Source organism: Streptomyces sp. NPDC102278 (assembly GCF_044766345.1).
Classification (GTDB): domain Bacteria; phylum Actinomycetota; class Actinomycetes; order Streptomycetales; family Streptomycetaceae; genus Streptomyces.
The window spans coordinates 1-13861 of the sequence record NZ_JBIWLV010000020.1 but is presented as its reverse complement, the minus strand read 5'-3'; the positions used below and the strand labels follow the sequence as shown (position 1 = coordinate 13861).

12 protein-coding genes and 1 pseudogene are annotated in these 13861 nt (G+C 71.4%); 6 read left to right on the top strand and 7 right to left on the bottom strand.

Annotation, left to right across the window (positions count from 1 at the left end; all coding sequences use genetic code 11):
- Positions 1-77 precede the first annotated feature (77 nt).
- Positions 78-1301 (bottom strand): fumarylacetoacetase, encoded by a 1224-nt coding sequence (gene fahA / locus ACIRO3_RS31935; RefSeq protein WP_361784926.1) that lies wholly within the window; start codon positions 1299-1301, stop codon positions 78-80.
- A 141-nt stretch (positions 1302-1442) separates the two neighbouring features.
- Between fahA and ACIRO3_RS31930 the strand changes: the two genes are divergently transcribed.
- Positions 1443-2249 carry an HAD family hydrolase gene (locus tag ACIRO3_RS31930; RefSeq protein ID WP_361784923.1) on the top strand — a complete coding sequence of 269 codons (807 nt, stop codon included), beginning with the start codon at positions 1443-1445 and terminating at the stop codon, positions 2247-2249.
- A gap of 32 nt (positions 2250-2281) precedes the next feature.
- Here ACIRO3_RS31930 and ACIRO3_RS31925 read toward each other — a convergent pair whose 3' ends face one another.
- Both ACIRO3_RS31925 and ACIRO3_RS31920 read right to left on the bottom strand, forming a co-directional pair.
- Positions 2282-4285, bottom strand: coding sequence for a CocE/NonD family hydrolase (locus tag ACIRO3_RS31925; protein WP_404142631.1), 2004 nt, complete (start codon positions 4283-4285; stop codon positions 2282-2284).
- Between the two features lie 31 nt (positions 4286-4316).
- Positions 4317-5834: a peptide MFS transporter gene (locus ACIRO3_RS31920; RefSeq protein WP_404142628.1), complete on the bottom strand. Its 1518-nt coding sequence runs from the start codon at positions 5832-5834 to the stop codon at positions 4317-4319.
- A 190-nt stretch (positions 5835-6024) separates the two neighbouring features.
- Between ACIRO3_RS31920 and ACIRO3_RS31915 the strand changes: the two genes are divergently transcribed.
- From ACIRO3_RS31915 to ACIRO3_RS31900, 4 genes are all read left to right on the top strand, one after another.
- Positions 6025-7035 (top strand): polyprenyl synthetase family protein, encoded by a 1011-nt coding sequence (locus tag ACIRO3_RS31915; RefSeq protein ID WP_267798408.1) that lies wholly within the window; start codon positions 6025-6027, stop codon positions 7033-7035.
- Positions 7036-7289: 254 nt separating this feature from the next.
- Entirely contained in the window at positions 7290-8519 is a 1230-nt protein-coding gene (locus ACIRO3_RS31910; protein ID WP_404142625.1) for an outer membrane lipoprotein carrier protein LolA, read from the top strand.
- 119 nt (positions 8520-8638) lie between these two features.
- Positions 8639-8842 (top strand): hypothetical protein, encoded by a 204-nt coding sequence (locus ACIRO3_RS31905; protein ID WP_229886015.1) that lies wholly within the window; start codon positions 8639-8641, stop codon positions 8840-8842.
- Entirely contained in the window at positions 8839-9255 is a 417-nt protein-coding gene (locus ACIRO3_RS31900) for a hypothetical protein (protein WP_361784911.1), read from the top strand. The genes ACIRO3_RS31905 and ACIRO3_RS31900 overlap by 4 nt, the downstream gene beginning before the upstream one ends.
- A gap of 79 nt (positions 9256-9334) precedes the next feature.
- On the opposite strand, the gene ACIRO3_RS31895 is transcribed toward ACIRO3_RS31900, so the two are convergent.
- The 3 genes from ACIRO3_RS31895 to ACIRO3_RS31885 all read right to left on the bottom strand — a co-directional run bounded on the left by ACIRO3_RS31895 (position 9335) and on the right by ACIRO3_RS31885 (position 12894).
- On the bottom strand, positions 9335-10654 hold the full coding sequence (locus ACIRO3_RS31895; protein WP_404142621.1) for a M28 family metallopeptidase: 1320 nt from the start codon (positions 10652-10654) through the stop codon (positions 9335-9337).
- Positions 10655-10860: 206 nt separating this feature from the next.
- The gene (gene rarD / locus ACIRO3_RS31890; RefSeq protein ID WP_361784905.1) at positions 10861-11835 is read right to left on the bottom strand and encodes an EamA family transporter RarD; all 975 of its coding nucleotides are present in this window, start codon (positions 11833-11835) and stop codon (positions 10861-10863) included.
- 201 nt (positions 11836-12036) lie between these two features.
- Positions 12037-12894: an SDR family oxidoreductase gene (locus ACIRO3_RS31885; RefSeq protein WP_404142619.1), complete on the bottom strand. Its 858-nt coding sequence runs from the start codon at positions 12892-12894 to the stop codon at positions 12037-12039.
- Positions 12895-12992: 98 nt separating this feature from the next.
- On the opposite strand from ACIRO3_RS31885, the gene ACIRO3_RS31880 reads away from it, so the two are divergent.
- On the top strand, positions 12993-13355 hold the full coding sequence (locus tag ACIRO3_RS31880; RefSeq protein ID WP_404142616.1) for a winged helix-turn-helix transcriptional regulator: 363 nt from the start codon (positions 12993-12995) through the stop codon (positions 13353-13355).
- A 137-nt stretch (positions 13356-13492) separates the two neighbouring features.
- Here the strand turns inward: ACIRO3_RS31880 and ACIRO3_RS31875 are convergent.
- Positions 13493-13861, bottom strand: a pseudogene (locus tag ACIRO3_RS31875) (2-oxoacid:ferredoxin oxidoreductase subunit beta); the annotation flags it as partial.

Here is a 13861-nt window from a genome sequence, read left to right as displayed (position 1 = left end):
CGCGCGGCCCCGCGCGGCGCACGCGGGCCGCGCCCAAAGGGGTGGGCGCGGCCCCGGTCGCCACTTCGACGACGGGCCTACCGGGCACCCACCACGCGGCCGGTGACCTCGCCGAGGCCGACCCGGGTGCCGTCGGCCCCGGGGGCCCAGGCGGTGAGGGTGACGACGTCGCCGTCCTCCAGGAACGTGCGCTTGCCGTCGGCCAGTTCGATGGCGTCGCGGCCGTTCCAGGTGAGCTCCAGCAGCGAGCCGCGCTGGTCGACGTCCGGCCCGCTGACGGTGCCCGAGCCGTACACGTCGCCGGTGCGCAGGGAGGCGCCGTTGACGGTCATGTGGGCCAGTTGCTGGGCGGCGGTCCAGTACATCGAGGCGAACGGCGGCCGGGCCACCTCCTGCCCGTTGACGGAGACGGCGATGTGCAGGTCGAAGCCGCCGGGGCGGTCGCTGTCGGCGTCGTCGAGGTAGGGCAGCAGCGGGAAGTCCCGGGCGGGCGGGGCGACGCGCGCCGCGTCGAGGGCCTCCAGGGGGGTCACCCAGGCGGAGACGGAGGTGGCGAAGGACTTGCCGAGGAACGGGCCGAGCGGCACGTACTCCCACGCCTGGATGTCCCGTGCGGACCAGTCGTTGAGCAGGAACAGCCCGAAGACGTGGTCCTCGAAGTCGGCCAGCGGCACCGGGCGGCCCAGTTCGGAGGGGGTGCCGACGACGAACCCGACCTCGGCCTCGATGTCGAGCTTGACGCTCGGCCCGAAGACGGGCGCCGGGTCGGCCGGGGCCTTGCGCTGACCGGAGGGACGCACCACGTCGGTGCCGGACACCACGAGGGTGCCGGCGCGGCCGTGGTACCCGATCGGCAGGTGCTTCCAGTTGGGGGTGAGGGCGTCGCCGTCGGGACGGAACATCTGTCCGACGTTGGTGGCGTGGTGCTCGCTCGCGTAGAAGTCGACGTAGTCGGCGACCTCGTAGGGCAGGTGCAGCTCCACGGCGTCCAGCGGCAGCAGGTGCGGCTCCACGGCGGGCCGGTGGCCCGGGTCGGTGACCCAGGCGGTCAGCGCGCGGCGCACGTCGCGCCAGGCCGTGCGGCCCGCGGCGAGCAGCGGGTTGAGGGAGTCCCGGCCGAGGAGTTCGGCGTACGGGGAGCCGAGCGCGACGGCGGCCGCCCCGGCGTCGAGCACGTGCCCGCCGATCCGTACCCCGATCCGCCGGCGCGGGTCCCCGGAGGTGGAGAAGACGCCGTAGGGGAGGTTGTGCGGCCCGAACGGGTCGCCCTCGGGAACATCGAGGGGGCTCTGCTGGGGCATGGGTTACTGCCTCGCTTTCGACGCGGTCCGGGGGTGTCCCGGGGGCTGGTTGACACGTTACGTGGCCGGTGGGGCGGGCGGGAGGCCGGATTCGGGCGCTATTTGTAGGACTTGTCCGAGGGGGTCCGTATCCTTGGCGGGGTGACTTCCGCCCTCCCCTATGCACTCGTGGCCACCGATCTGGACGGGACTCTGCTGCGCGCCGGAGACACCGTCTCGGCCCGCTCCCACAAGGCCCTCGCGACCGCCCGAGCGGCCGGCGCCCAGCACATCATCGTGACCGGCCGCCCGGTCCCGCAGGTTCGCCACGTACTCGACGGCCTCGGCTACACGGGGCTCGCGGTGTGCGGGCAGGGAGCGCAGGTGTACGACGCGGCGCGCGGGCGCCTGCTGCACTCCGTGTCCATGGACCGGGGCCTCGCCGAGGTCGCCCTCGGGAAGATCGAGGCGGAGATCGGCGAGGTCTACGCCGCCGTGAACCAGGAGGGGGTGGACGCGGAGATGCTGATAGGGCCCGGCTACCGGATGTGGCACCCGCACCTGCCGACGGTCCGCGTCCCCAGCCGCGCGGGCCTGTGGTCCGCCCCCATCAACAAGGTGCTGCTCCAGCACCCGCGACTGGACGACGACGAACTGACCCGGGTCGCGCGGGGGGTGGTCGGCGACCTCGTCAACGTGACGATGGCCGGGGAGCACACCGTGGAGCTCCAGCCGCCGGGGATCGACAAGGCGAGCGGCCTGGCCCGGGCGGCGGAGGTGCTGGACCTGCCGGCGTCCTCGACGATCGCCTTCGGGGACATGCCCAACGACGTCCCGATGTTCGCGTGGGCGGCCCACGGCGTGGCCATGGCCAACGCGCACCGCGAGCTGGTGGCCGTCGCCGACGAACTGACGCTGTCGAACGAGGACGACGGCATCGCGGTGGTGCTGGAGCGCCTGTACGGCTGACCCGGTCGGGAGGGCGGCGGGCCGCCGCCGCGTCAGCCCGCCGCCCTCGGCAGGCGCCGTTCCCACGTCCGGTGGAAGACCACCTCGTCGCCCTCCCGGCACACCACCTCGTTCGACGTCAGGAACCCGCCCTCGTCGCACGAGATCTCCGACCGGGTCTCCACCCGCGTGTCCCAGCCCAGGTCCGGCCGGTGCAGCCGGATCCGCCAGCGCGATCGGGTGCGGGCGGACAGCGGGTCGGACGAGTCGATCTCGTACACCTCCTCCGCGTCCTCGGAGAACTCCAGCCCGTCCGGGTACACCCGCGTCCCCCCGTAGCGGGGGTCCACCTCCAACCGCCAGGTCCCGGCCGCGACGTCGCGGACGACGACCCGCTCCGGCCGCGGGTCCTCCAGGGTGTCGGGGTACACCACCCGCAGCGGCTCGGACTGTTCCGGGACCTCGAAGACGATCCCGTGGTCGGCCGGACCGGGCGTGCGCAGGGGCAGTTCGAGGGTGCTGCCCGCCGGGTCGAGCGTCCACCCCGCCTCGGAGCCCGCTCGCGGCCAGATCCAGGGCCAGTACGCGGAGGACACCGCCAGCCGGATCCGGTGCCCCGGCGGGAAGGCGTGGCCGATGCCGTTCAGTTCGAAGGTGACGTCCTCGGTGGCGCCCGCCGGCCACGGCACCGCCCTGTCCCGACCGCGCCGCGCGGACAGGTTCAGCGCGCCCCGCGTGATCAGGGTGGAGGACCCGTCGGGGGCCACGTCGCACAGCCGGGCGATCACCTGCCCGTACGGGACGTCCATCCGCAGCCGCAGGGTGACCGAGGGCCGGCCGAGGATCTCCACCGGTTCGCCCGGCGCCACGGGGAACTCGAAGCACGCCGACTTCGCGTCCTCCTCGCGCTGGTCCGGCGGCAGGTCCGCGTCGTTGCCGAAGGGGAAGAACCGCCCTGCGTCCAGGCCGGTGTGCTGCGGCGAGGCGACGGCCACGGGCGCGCCCTGGAGCCCGTACGAGACGGGGACGACCGAGGGCGAGGGCCAGGCGGTGTCCCCGACCCAGCGGCCCTCCAGGCGCTCGTAGACGGTGGCAGGAGGGTGCGAGTCGCTGATCCAGGAACGCAGCAGCGGTTCCTCCATGACCCCGTTGTCCTCGCCCCGGAGCCAGTGGTCCCACCAGCGCAGGGTCTCCTGGAGGAAGCCGATCGCCGGGCCCGGCGGCAGGCCCCGGTCGGGGTACTGGTGCGACCAGGGGCCGATCAGCCCCCGCACCCGGTCCGTCGGCAGGTGCTCGACCAGGCGCAGCACCGTGTCCCGGTACGGGTCGTGCCAGCCGCCGACGGCCAGCACCGCCGCGCCGATGGCGGAGTAGTCCTCGCAGACGCTGCCGTGGCGCCAGTAATCGTCCCGGGTCTGGTGCCCGAGCCAGGTGTGGATCAGCGGCTCCACGGCGTCCAGGCGGGCGAGCCACCGCTCCCGCCAGCCCTCGCCCGCGTACAGCGGGTCCGGCGGACGGGAGGCGAAGGCCAGCATCGTCGCCGCCCAGGCGTGCATGTCCACGGCCAGCACCGAGCCGCCCATGTAGTGCACGTCGTTGTCGTAGCGGTCGTCGGTGGAGCAGACGGTGACGACCGCCTTCAGCGCCTGGGGGGCGAGCGCGGCGATCTGGAGGCTGTTGAAGCCGCCCCAGGAGATCCCGAACATGCCCACCGCGCCGGTGCACCACGGCTGTGCGGCGAGCCACTCCACCACCGCGACCCCGTCGGCCAGCTCGCGTGCGTCGTACTCGTCGCCGGGGTCGCCGCCGCTGCACCCGTGGCCGCGCACGTCCACCCGTACGGAGGCGTAGCCGTGCCCCGCGTACCAGGGGTGCCGCTGCCAGTCGCGGGGCGCGGTCCAGTCGGTGAGGCGGTACGGGAGGTACTCCAGCAGCGCGGGGACGGGCTCGTCGGTGACCGGGCGCCAGATCCGGGCGTACAGCTCGACCCCGTCGGACAGCGGGATCCGGACATCCTCGCGGGTGGTCGCGTACGGGAAATCGGTGCGGATGATCATGCGGAAACCAATCTCCGATCGCCGGTCGGCCTCAGTGGACGGGGTGCATGGTGCGCTTGAGCCAGGGCGCCAGGGCGACCACGACGAGGCCCGCGGCCACCGCGACGGCGCCGTTCACACCGAAGTAGACGGGGTTCGAGACCTGCCCGTAGACCTTCACCACCTGGGCCTGGATGCCGTTGGCCAGGGCCAGCGAGAGGAACCACAGGGCCATCGTCTGGCTGGCGTACGCCTTCGGGGCGAGTTTGGTGGTGGCCGACATGCCGGAGGTCTCCAGCAGCACGTCGCCGAGACCCAACAGCAGGTACGAGCCGACGATCCACCAGGCGGCCATCTCGTACGTGTCGTCGGCGTGCCCGGACGTGGGGATGACCATCAGCAGGAACGACAGGCCGCCCAGGATCACCCCGATGGCGATCTTGTTGGAGGCGTGCGGCTGGCGGCTGCCCATCCGGGCCCACAGCGCGGCCACGACCGGCGCCAGCGCCACCTCGAAGGCGCCGAGCGCCGAGGCGTACCAGCCGGCGGGGAAGTGGAAGCCGAGGATCTCCGTCCGGGCGTTCGTCGAGGCCAGCAGCATCATCGTCGAGTACGCCTGGAAGAGGATGAAGTTGAACGCGACCGACGCCAGGAAGAGGACCACGTACGGGCGCAGCCGCCCGCGCTCCTCGGTCGTCACCTTGGGGCTGCGGAACATCACCACGAAGTAGACGATCGGGGCGATCACCGAGATCAGGGTCAACAGGTCCACGAACCGGCCCATGGTGAGCCAACCGGCCAGGGTCAGGGCGGTGGCCGCGACGGCCACGAGGAGGAGTCCGCCGACGATCCGCCACACCGCGGTGCGCATCGCGTCGGGGGCGAGCGCGAACTCGGCCGAGTGCTTTCGTCCGGCCAGATAGCGGCGTCCCAGGACGTACTGGATCAGGCCGGCGGTCATGCCGATCGCGGCGGCGGAGAACCCCCAGTGCCAGCCCTCGTTCTCGCCGAGCCACGCGGTGATCAGGGGCCCGGCGAACGCGCCGATGTTGATCCCCATGTAGTACAGGGCGAAGCCCGCGTCGCGCCGCTGGTCGTCGGTACGGTAGAGCCTGCCGACCATGCTGGCCACGTTCGGCTTGAGCAGGCCGGTGCCCGCGCTGATCAGGCCGAGGCCCACCCAGGTCATGACGGCGGTCGGCACGGCCATGGCGTAGTGGCCGCAGGCGATCAGGATGCCGCCGTAGAGCACCGCCCGATAGGAACCGAGGATCCGGTCGGCGAGCCATCCACCGGCGACGGAGACGAGGTAGACCATGGTCCCGTAGGCCGCCGAGACGGAGGCCGCGGTGCCCGGGCTCATCCCCAGGCCGCCGTTCGCCACCGTGTCCGCGAAGTAGAGGACGAGGATGGCCTGCATGCCCAGGAACGAGAAGCGCTCCCAGACCTCCAGCCCGGAGAGCGTGGCCAGACCCCTGGGGTGTCCGAGGAAGGCGTGGTCGTCTTCCGGGGGCGGCTGGTCCGCCTGCGGGTCGGTCGGCTCGTCTCGATCGGCTGAAGTTCTGGACAAAACGCCTTCTCTGGTTGTTTCGGCTCCTACAGAACATACCGGTGCGCATCGGGCGGTGCGCGCGTGGCGGCCGGGCAGGCGCTCTGGGTGATCGAAAACAGACCGGATACGCTGGCTTGAGTGATGGCAGCGACACATCGACAATCCATGTGATCGTCAAGGTGATCGTCAGCAGACAGGAGTACCCCTCGTGACCGTCGTCGGGCCGTTCGGACTGAGCGTGCGGGACCAGGCTCTTGAGACCGATGTCCAGGCCGGACTGGCCGCCGTCGAGGCGGGTCTGCTGGAGGCCACCAAGAGCGAAGTCCCCTTCATCACCGAGGCCGCACAACACCTGGTGCGGGCCGGAGGCAAGCGCTTCCGGCCGCTGTTGGTGATGCTCGCGTCCCGTTTCGGGGATCCGTACGCCCCGGGCATCGTGCCGTCCGCCGTGGTGGTGGAGCTCACCCACCTGGCCACGCTCTACCACGACGACGTCATGGACGAGGCGGACGTGCGTCGCGGGGTGGAGAGCGCGAACGCCCGGTGGGGCAACTCCGTGGCCGTCCTGACGGGTGACTTCCTGTTCGCCCGCGCCTCGCACATCCTGGCCGACCTCGGACCCGAGGCCGTCCGCATCCAGGCGGAGGCGTTCGAGCGCCTGGTGACGGGCCAGATCCTGGAGACGGCCGGTCCCCGCGACGGCCGCGACCCGGTCGCCCACTACCTCGACGTCATCGCCGGCAAGACCGGCTCGCTGATCGCGGTCTCGGGCCGCTTCGGCGCGCTGATGTCCGGCGCCGACGAGTCGGTCGTCGACATCCTGACCCAGTACGGAGAGCGGCTCGGCACCGCCTTCCAGCTCGCGGACGACGTCCTCGACATCGCCTCCGACTCGCACGAGTCCGGCAAGACCCCCGGCACCGACCTGCGCGAGGGCATCCCCACGCTGCCCGTGCTGCGGCTGCGCGAGATGGCGGAGCGGGACGGGAACCCGGACGACCTGGAACTCGTGGGGCTGCTGGACGGCGATCTGACGGACGACGCCCGACACGCCGAGGTGCTGTCCCGGCTGCGCGTCCACCCGGCCCTGGAGCAGGCCCGACGGGACACCATCCGGTACGCCCAGGAGGCGCGGGCGACGCTCGCGCCGCTGCCCGAGTGCTTCGCCAAGTCGGCGCTCGAAGAACTGTGCGACGCGGTCGTGCACCGCGCGGGCTGAGCCCCCGTACGGACGCGCCGCCGCGACGGCGGACCGGGCCCGGCATCCCCTACGGGTGGGGGACGCCGGGCCCGTGTCGTGTCATCCCTGGGAGGTACGTGAACTTGAGTCCGGGGAGTGACGCCCCACCGCCCACTTCTTTGGTCAGATAGAGGCACATCCCCACCAGATCGGGTGAGAGTGGCGGCGCGGGGTGGACGTGTACATGAATGACGGGTAGGTCGCCGCCGTACACACAGAGGTAGGGCATACACATGGCAACGAACACGAAGACCCACAAGGCCGCTCGGTACGCCGTACCGGTCGCGGTGTTCGGGGTGGCCGCGGCGACGATCGCGATGGTCCCGGCCTTCGCGAACGCCGGAGGACCGGACCTGCCGAAGGTGACGGCCCAGCAGCTGATCGAGAAGATCGCCGCCTCGGACGTGCAGCAGCTGTCCGGCAGCGCCCGCATCAGCACCGACCTCGGCCTTCCCACCCTGGCGAGCGGCCTGCTCGGCGGCGGGGGCGTCGCGGGCGGATCGGCCGACCCGCAGGACAAGGTCGCGCAGCTGGCCAACGGCACGCACACCTTCCGCGTCGCGGCCGACGGCCCGGACCGTCAGAAGCTCACGTTCCTGGACGGCAAGGACGAGTACAGCCTGATCCACAACGGCACGGACGTCTGGGGCTACGACAGCCAGTCCAAGGAGGCCTGGCACGAGAAGCACGACGCGGCGGCCGCCGAGGGCAAGGACGGCCAGGGCAAGGACGGCCGCAAGACGGCCGACCGCCTCGGCGCCTCCCCGCAGCAGCTGGCCCAGGACGTCCTGAAGGCCGCCGGCACGACCACGGACGTCAGCGTCGGCGACACCGCGCAGGTGGCCGGCCGGGACGCCTACCAGCTCGTGCTCAAGCCCAAGCAGTCCGGTTCCACCGTCGGCTCCGTCCAGATCTCGGTCGACGCCGAGAACGGCGTGCCGCTGCGCGTGCAGCTGCTGTCCAGCCAGGGTGGCAAGCCGATCGTGGACGCCGGCTTCACCAAGGTGGACTTCGCCAAGCCCGCCGCCGACGTCTTCGCCTTCACCCCGCCCAAGGGCGCCAAGGTGACCGAGGGCGCCGCGGAGGCGGACAAGGGCGGTAAGGGCGACCACGGCAAGGAGTGGAAGGGCCTGGACGCCTTCCCGGGCCTGGGCGCCCTGACCGGCGGCGCGGGCGACGGCGACGTGAAGGTGCTCGGCGAGGGCTGGGCGACGGTCGCACAGATCTCCGTACCGGGCGGCAAGGGCCTCAAGGACGCCGAGGCCGCGGCGAACGGCAAGGACGCCCCCAAGGAGGCCAAGCAGTTCATCGACTCCCTCGGTGAGAAGGTCAACGGCACGTTCGGTTCCGGTCGGGTCCTCTCGACCCGCCTGGTCAACGCCCTGATCACCGACGACGGCAAGGTCTACGTCGGCGCCGTCACCAAGGACGCGCTGGTGAAGACGGCCAACGCGGCGAAGTAGCCCGACCGGCCCCGACAAGGGGCCGCGCACGCGCGGAGGGTGGCCGGGGACCTGTGTCCCCGACCACCCTTCCGCCGTTCCCCTCCTGCGTACAGCACGACCGCTGTACGGTGAACGCCATGTCGAGACACGTCACCATCCGCCTGGACGAAGAGTTCCACGAGCGCCTCAAGGCGCGCGCGGCGGCCCTGGGGACGACGGTGACCGCACTGATCACCGAGGTCACCGAACGCGAACTGGACGAGGACAGGAAGTCGTTCCTCTCCGGCATCGAGGAGTTCGCCGACCACTGGAGCTACTTCCAGGAGCGGTTCGGCAATTGAAGATCACCATGGAGTGGGCCTGGACGGCCCTGGCCCATCACCTTCCGTCGGATCCCGCCGTGTGGGATCCCTCCGGGGTGGCCGCCGCGGTCGCCCGGCACCAGAACGACCTCGTCCTGGTGCCCGAACAGCCCGCCCCGGACACCGCGTGGCGGGCCGCCGCGTTTCTGCACACCCTCGCGGTGTGCCCGGCGCTGGAATCCCCGATGAACGAGTTCTACGCGGCCGCCGCGACCCGCTCGTACCTGCGGGTGGCCGGGGCGAAGCAGTTGCCCTCCCCCGAGGAGTTGGGGGACCTCGTCGAGGCGGCGAAGCTGGGCCGGGTGGACATCGGCGCGGTCGCCGACGAACTGCGCAGCCTCATCAGCGAACCCCTGCCGGCCTCGCTGCGGGGCCACGCGGAGGACGCGTAGCACCGGCGCGGCGAGGCCGGTACGAGGGGCGGTGCGACAGGGCCGGTGCGTACCGGTACGTGAGGCCGGTACGGGGGGCCTAGAAGGTGATCTTCCAGCTGTTGACGTAGCCGACGTCCTGCGCCGCCACGTCCTTGGCCTGGAGCTTCCAGACCCCGTTGGCGACCTCGCTCGACGCGTTGACCGTGTACGAGGCGACGACGTTGTCCGCCGAGTCCGAACTGGAGGAGTTCTTCAGCCGGTAGGCGGTGCCGTCCGGGGCGATCAGGTCGATCTGGAGGTCACCCCGGTAGGTGTGGACGATGTTCACGTCCACCTTGGTGGTCGCCGGGGCGTTGCCCGTGACGCCCGAGACGGTGATCGGCGAACTCGCCGCGGCACCGGGGGAGTCCGGGATGTTCACGTCGGCGGTGTTCTCGAAGGACTTGCCGGGCGGAACGGGGGTGCCGGCGCCCAGGTTCCAGATCGCGTAGGCGATGGCGTCCGCGTTGCGGTCCAGGGCGGTGTCGTTGATGTTCGCGGTGGTGTCGCAGGAGGAGTGGTAGCAGCGGTCGAAGGCCTGACCGGAGGTGCCGCCCCACTTCTGCGCCTGGGCCGCCGTCTTGGTGTAGTCGGCGCCCGAGAAGAGACCGCCGACCGGGATCCCCGCGCTCTTGAACGGCGCGTGGTCGGAACGGCCGTCGCCCTCGGTCTCGATCTCGGTGGCTATGCCGAGGCCCGCGTAGTAGTTCTTGAAGGTCTGCTCGATCGTCGGGTCGTCGTCGTAGACGAAGTAGCCCGGGTTCGGCGAGCCGATCATGTCGAAGTTCAGGTAACCGGAGAACTTCGCCTTCTCGGTGGCGGGCAGGCTGTTGACGTAGTACTTCGAGCCGACCAGACCCAGTTCCTCGGCGCCCCACCAGCCGAAGCGCAGGTGCTTCGTGGGCTGGAGCTGGGCGCGGGAGACCGCCAGCGCGGTCTCCAGGACGGCCGCCGAACCGGAACCGTTGTCGTTGATCCCGGCGCCGGAGGTCACCGAGTCCAGGTGCGAGCCGGACATCAGCACGGAGTTGGGGTCGCCCCCCGGCCAGTCCGCGATCAGGTTGTAGCCGGTGGCGCCGCTGGAGGTGAAGGTCTGCAGGCTGGTGGTGAACCCGGCCGCGTCCAGCTTGGCCTTCACGTAGTCGATCGAGGCCTTGTAGCCGGCCCTGCCGTGGGCCCGGTTGCCGCCGTTGTTGGTGGCGATGGTCTGGAGCTGCGTCAGGTGCGCCTTGACGTTGGCCAGCGGGATGTCGGGCGGGGTGGGAGCGGCGTTGACCGCCGTGGGCGCGGCGAGCGCGGCGGGGGAGGTGGCGGCGAACAGGCCGGCGACCGCGATCGCGGTCACGGCGGCGAGACGCCGGGAGACGGACAGGCTCATGTGGGGGCTCCGGAATTCCGTATGGGGATGAGACGGAACGTGCGGGGATGGAACAAGTGAGCGTGGGTGCGTCAGTGCGAGCCTGATGTTCAGCGAGAGTATGACTATTCGTCAAGACCACAATCCGGTCAGGGCCGTTCGGAAAACGGACGATCCCCGGTACGGGGGTTCCGTACCGGGGATCGTGGGGCGGGAAAGCCGGGCCGCTACGCGGGCTCGCGGGTCGTCGCCGGCTCCGTCGGGGCGACCGCGGGGGCGGCCGGCGCGAGGGGCCCGGCGGCGGCCAACCGCGCCCGGGAGCGATGCGAGGTCCGCAGCGCGTCCCAGGTCAGCAGGGCCAGCGCGGCCCAGACGAGGGAGAAGCCCGCCCACCGCTCGGGCGGCATCGCCTCGTGGAAGTACAGGACGCCGAGCCCGAACTGGAACACCGGGGCCATGTACTGGAGCAGGCCCAACGTGGACAGCGGCACCCGGATCGCGGCCGCTCCGAAGAACACCAGCGGGACCGCGGTCACCAGACCGGTCGCGGCCAGCAGCGCGGAGTGGCCCAGGCCCTCCGTCGCGAAGGTGGACCGGCCCTGCGCGGCCAGCCACAGCAGGTAGCCGAGGGCGGGCGGGAACAGCAGCGCGGTCTCCGCGGTCAGCGACTCCAGGCCGCTCATGTTGAGCTTCTTCTTGATCAGCCCGTAGGTGGCGAAGGAGAAGGCCAGCGCCAACGAGATCCATGGCGGCCGCCCGTACCCGATGGCCAGTACGAGCACCGCCGAGAGGCCGATGCCGACGGCCACCCACTGGGCCCGGCGCAGCCGTTCGCCGAGGACCAGGACGCCGATGGCGATGGTGACCAGGGGGTTGATGAAGTAGCCGAGGCTGGCCTCGACGACCTGACCGTTGTTGACCGACCAGATGTACAGGCCCCAGTTCACGCTGATCACGGAGGCGGCCAGGCCGGTCAGGGCCAGTTTGCGCGGTTGGCGCACCAGCTCGGCCATCCAGCTCCAGTGCCGCAGCGCGAGGAGGGCGATCCCGACCACGGCGAGCGACCACACCATGCGGTGGGCCAGGATCTCGATCGCCCCGGACGGCTTCAGGAGGGGCCAGAACAGGGGGACCAACCCCCACATCCCGTACGCGCCGAATCCGTAGAGCAATCCCGTGCGCTGCTCGTTCTCCGCCTTCACGGGGCCTCCAGTACGGCTTCCGGCCATCTCGCCACTCGACTCACAACCCCATGAAGGTATCGCCGTACCGCCCGGATGTCATGCCCGTCAGAGGGAGATGCTCATGACACCCGGGTCGGTGGGGTGGAGGTCGAGCGAACCTCGAACCGGCCTTGAGCGGACCGGCCCGTCACGCCTGGAGCGGACCGGCCCGTCGCGGGCTCAGGCCAGGGCCGCGGAGATGGCCGCGGCCACCGGGGTCGTCGGGCGTCCGATCAGACGGGCCAGGTCCCCGCTGGTCCCCGCCAGTCGGCCGCGCGAGATCGCCGCGTCCACGTCGACGAGGATCGCCGCGAAGCCCTCGGGCACCCCGGCGCCGGTCAGGATCCCCAGGTGGGCCTCGGCGGGCACCTCGACGTACGCGACCTCGCGGCCGGACTGCCCCGCGACCTCGGCCGCGTACTCCGCCAGGCTCCAGGCCGTGTCGCCGGACAGTTCGTAGACCGCGTTCAGGTGTCCCTCGCCGGTCAGCACCGCCGCCGCGGCGGCGGCGTAGTCCGCCCGCGCGGCGGAGGCGATCCGGCCCTCGCCTGCGTTGCCGACGACCGCGCCGTGCTCCAGGACCACGGACAGCCGACCGGTGTAGTTCTCGTGGTACCAGCCGTTGCGCAGGAAGGTGTACGGCAGTCCCGAGTCGAGGATCGCCTGCTCGGTGACCTTGTGCTCGGCCGCCAGGTCGAAGTCCGCCTCGGGGCCGCCCAGGATGCCGGTGTAGGCGAGCTGTGCCACGCCGGCCGCCTGCGCCGCGTCGATCACCGCGGTGTGCTGCGCGACCCGGCGCCCGACCTCGCTGCCGGAGATCAGCAGGACCCGGTCGCCGGCCCCGAAGGCGCCGGCCAGGCTCGCCGGCTCGTCGTAGTCGGCGATCCGCACGTCGATGCCGCGCGCGGCCAGGTCGGCCGCCTTCTCCTTGTTCCGAACGACGACGGCGACGCGCTCGGCGGGGACCCGTTCCAGCAGCTCCTCGATGACGAGGCGGCCCAGGGACCCGGTGGCTCCGGTGACGACGACGCTGCTCATGGTGCGCTCCTTGATGGTCCGGCGGTGCGGGGCGATGTCACCACCGTACAGAAAGCGCTAACGAATCGAAAGTACCCACTTTGAAGTAAGGTACATACATGCAGGTAAGTGTGAAGTCTCCGATGTGCCCCTCCCGCGGCGTGCTGGAACACGTCACCAGCCGCTGGGGCGTCCTCGTGCTCGCCGCCCTGATCGAGCGCCCGTATCGGTTCAGCGAGCTCCGCCGGGAAGTGGCCGGGGTCAGCGAGAAGATGCTGACCCAGACCCTCCGGACGCTGGAGCGCGACGGATTCCTGCTGCGCGAGCCGCAGCCGGTGATCCCGCCCCGCGTGGACTACTCGCTCACCGACCTGGGCCGCGAGGCCGCCCAACAGGTGTGGGCGCTCGCCCGCTGGACCGAGCGGCGGACGGCCGACGTCCAGGCGGCCCGCGCCGCGTACGACGGAGCCCGGACCGCGTAGCGCGCTCCGGGCTCCCGAGGCCGACCGCACCGCTCCTGGTGCCACTCGTACCGCTCGTGCCACTCGTACCGCTCGTACCACTCGTGCCACTCGTGCCGCTCGTGGCGTCGACCGGCGGTGGGCCGGTCGGCGTCACGTCAGCCGACCACGGTCCAGGTGTCGTTGCCGGTCAGCAGGGTCGTCAGGTCGCCCTTGCCGTTCCGATCGATCGCGGTGTCGAGTTGGTCGGCCATGAGGGTGTCGTAGACGGGTCGTTCGACGCTGCGCAGGACTCCGATGGGGGTGTGGTGGAGGGTGTCGGGGTCGGCGAGGCGGGAGAGTGCGAAGGCGGTGGTGGGGCTGGTGGTGTGGGCGTCGTGGATGAGGACGTGGGGGGCGTTCTCGGGGGTGATGGTGGTGACTTCGAGGTCGCCGGTGGTGGGGTTGCGGATGACGCCCTTGGTGTGGTCGGTGCCGAAGCGGACGGGTTGGCCGTGTTCGAGGCGGATGAGGGCCTCTTGGGCTTG

What these genes read in the sequence shown, in the direction of transcription:
- ACIRO3_RS31910 (WP_404142625.1), top strand. Translation starts at nt 7,290, where the DNA reads ATGGCAACGAACACGAAGACCCACAAGGCCGCTCGGTACGCCGTACCG.
- fahA (WP_361784926.1), bottom strand. Translation starts at nt 1,301, where the DNA reads ATGCCCCAGCAGAGCCCCCTCGATGTTCCCGAGGGCGACCCGTTCGGG.
- ACIRO3_RS31925 (WP_404142631.1), bottom strand. Translation starts at nt 4,285, where the DNA reads ATGATCATCCGCACCGATTTCCCGTACGCGACCACCCGCGAGGATGTC.
- ACIRO3_RS31895 (WP_404142621.1), bottom strand. Translation starts at nt 10,654, where the DNA reads ATGAGCCTGTCCGTCTCCCGGCGTCTCGCCGCCGTGACCGCGATCGCG.
- ACIRO3_RS31880 (WP_404142616.1), top strand. Translation starts at nt 12,993, where the DNA reads ATGCAGGTAAGTGTGAAGTCTCCGATGTGCCCCTCCCGCGGCGTGCTG.
- ACIRO3_RS31885 (WP_404142619.1), bottom strand. Translation starts at nt 12,894, where the DNA reads ATGAGCAGCGTCGTCGTCACCGGAGCCACCGGGTCCCTGGGCCGCCTC.
- ACIRO3_RS31905 (WP_229886015.1), top strand. Translation starts at nt 8,639, where the DNA reads ATGTCGAGACACGTCACCATCCGCCTGGACGAAGAGTTCCACGAGCGC.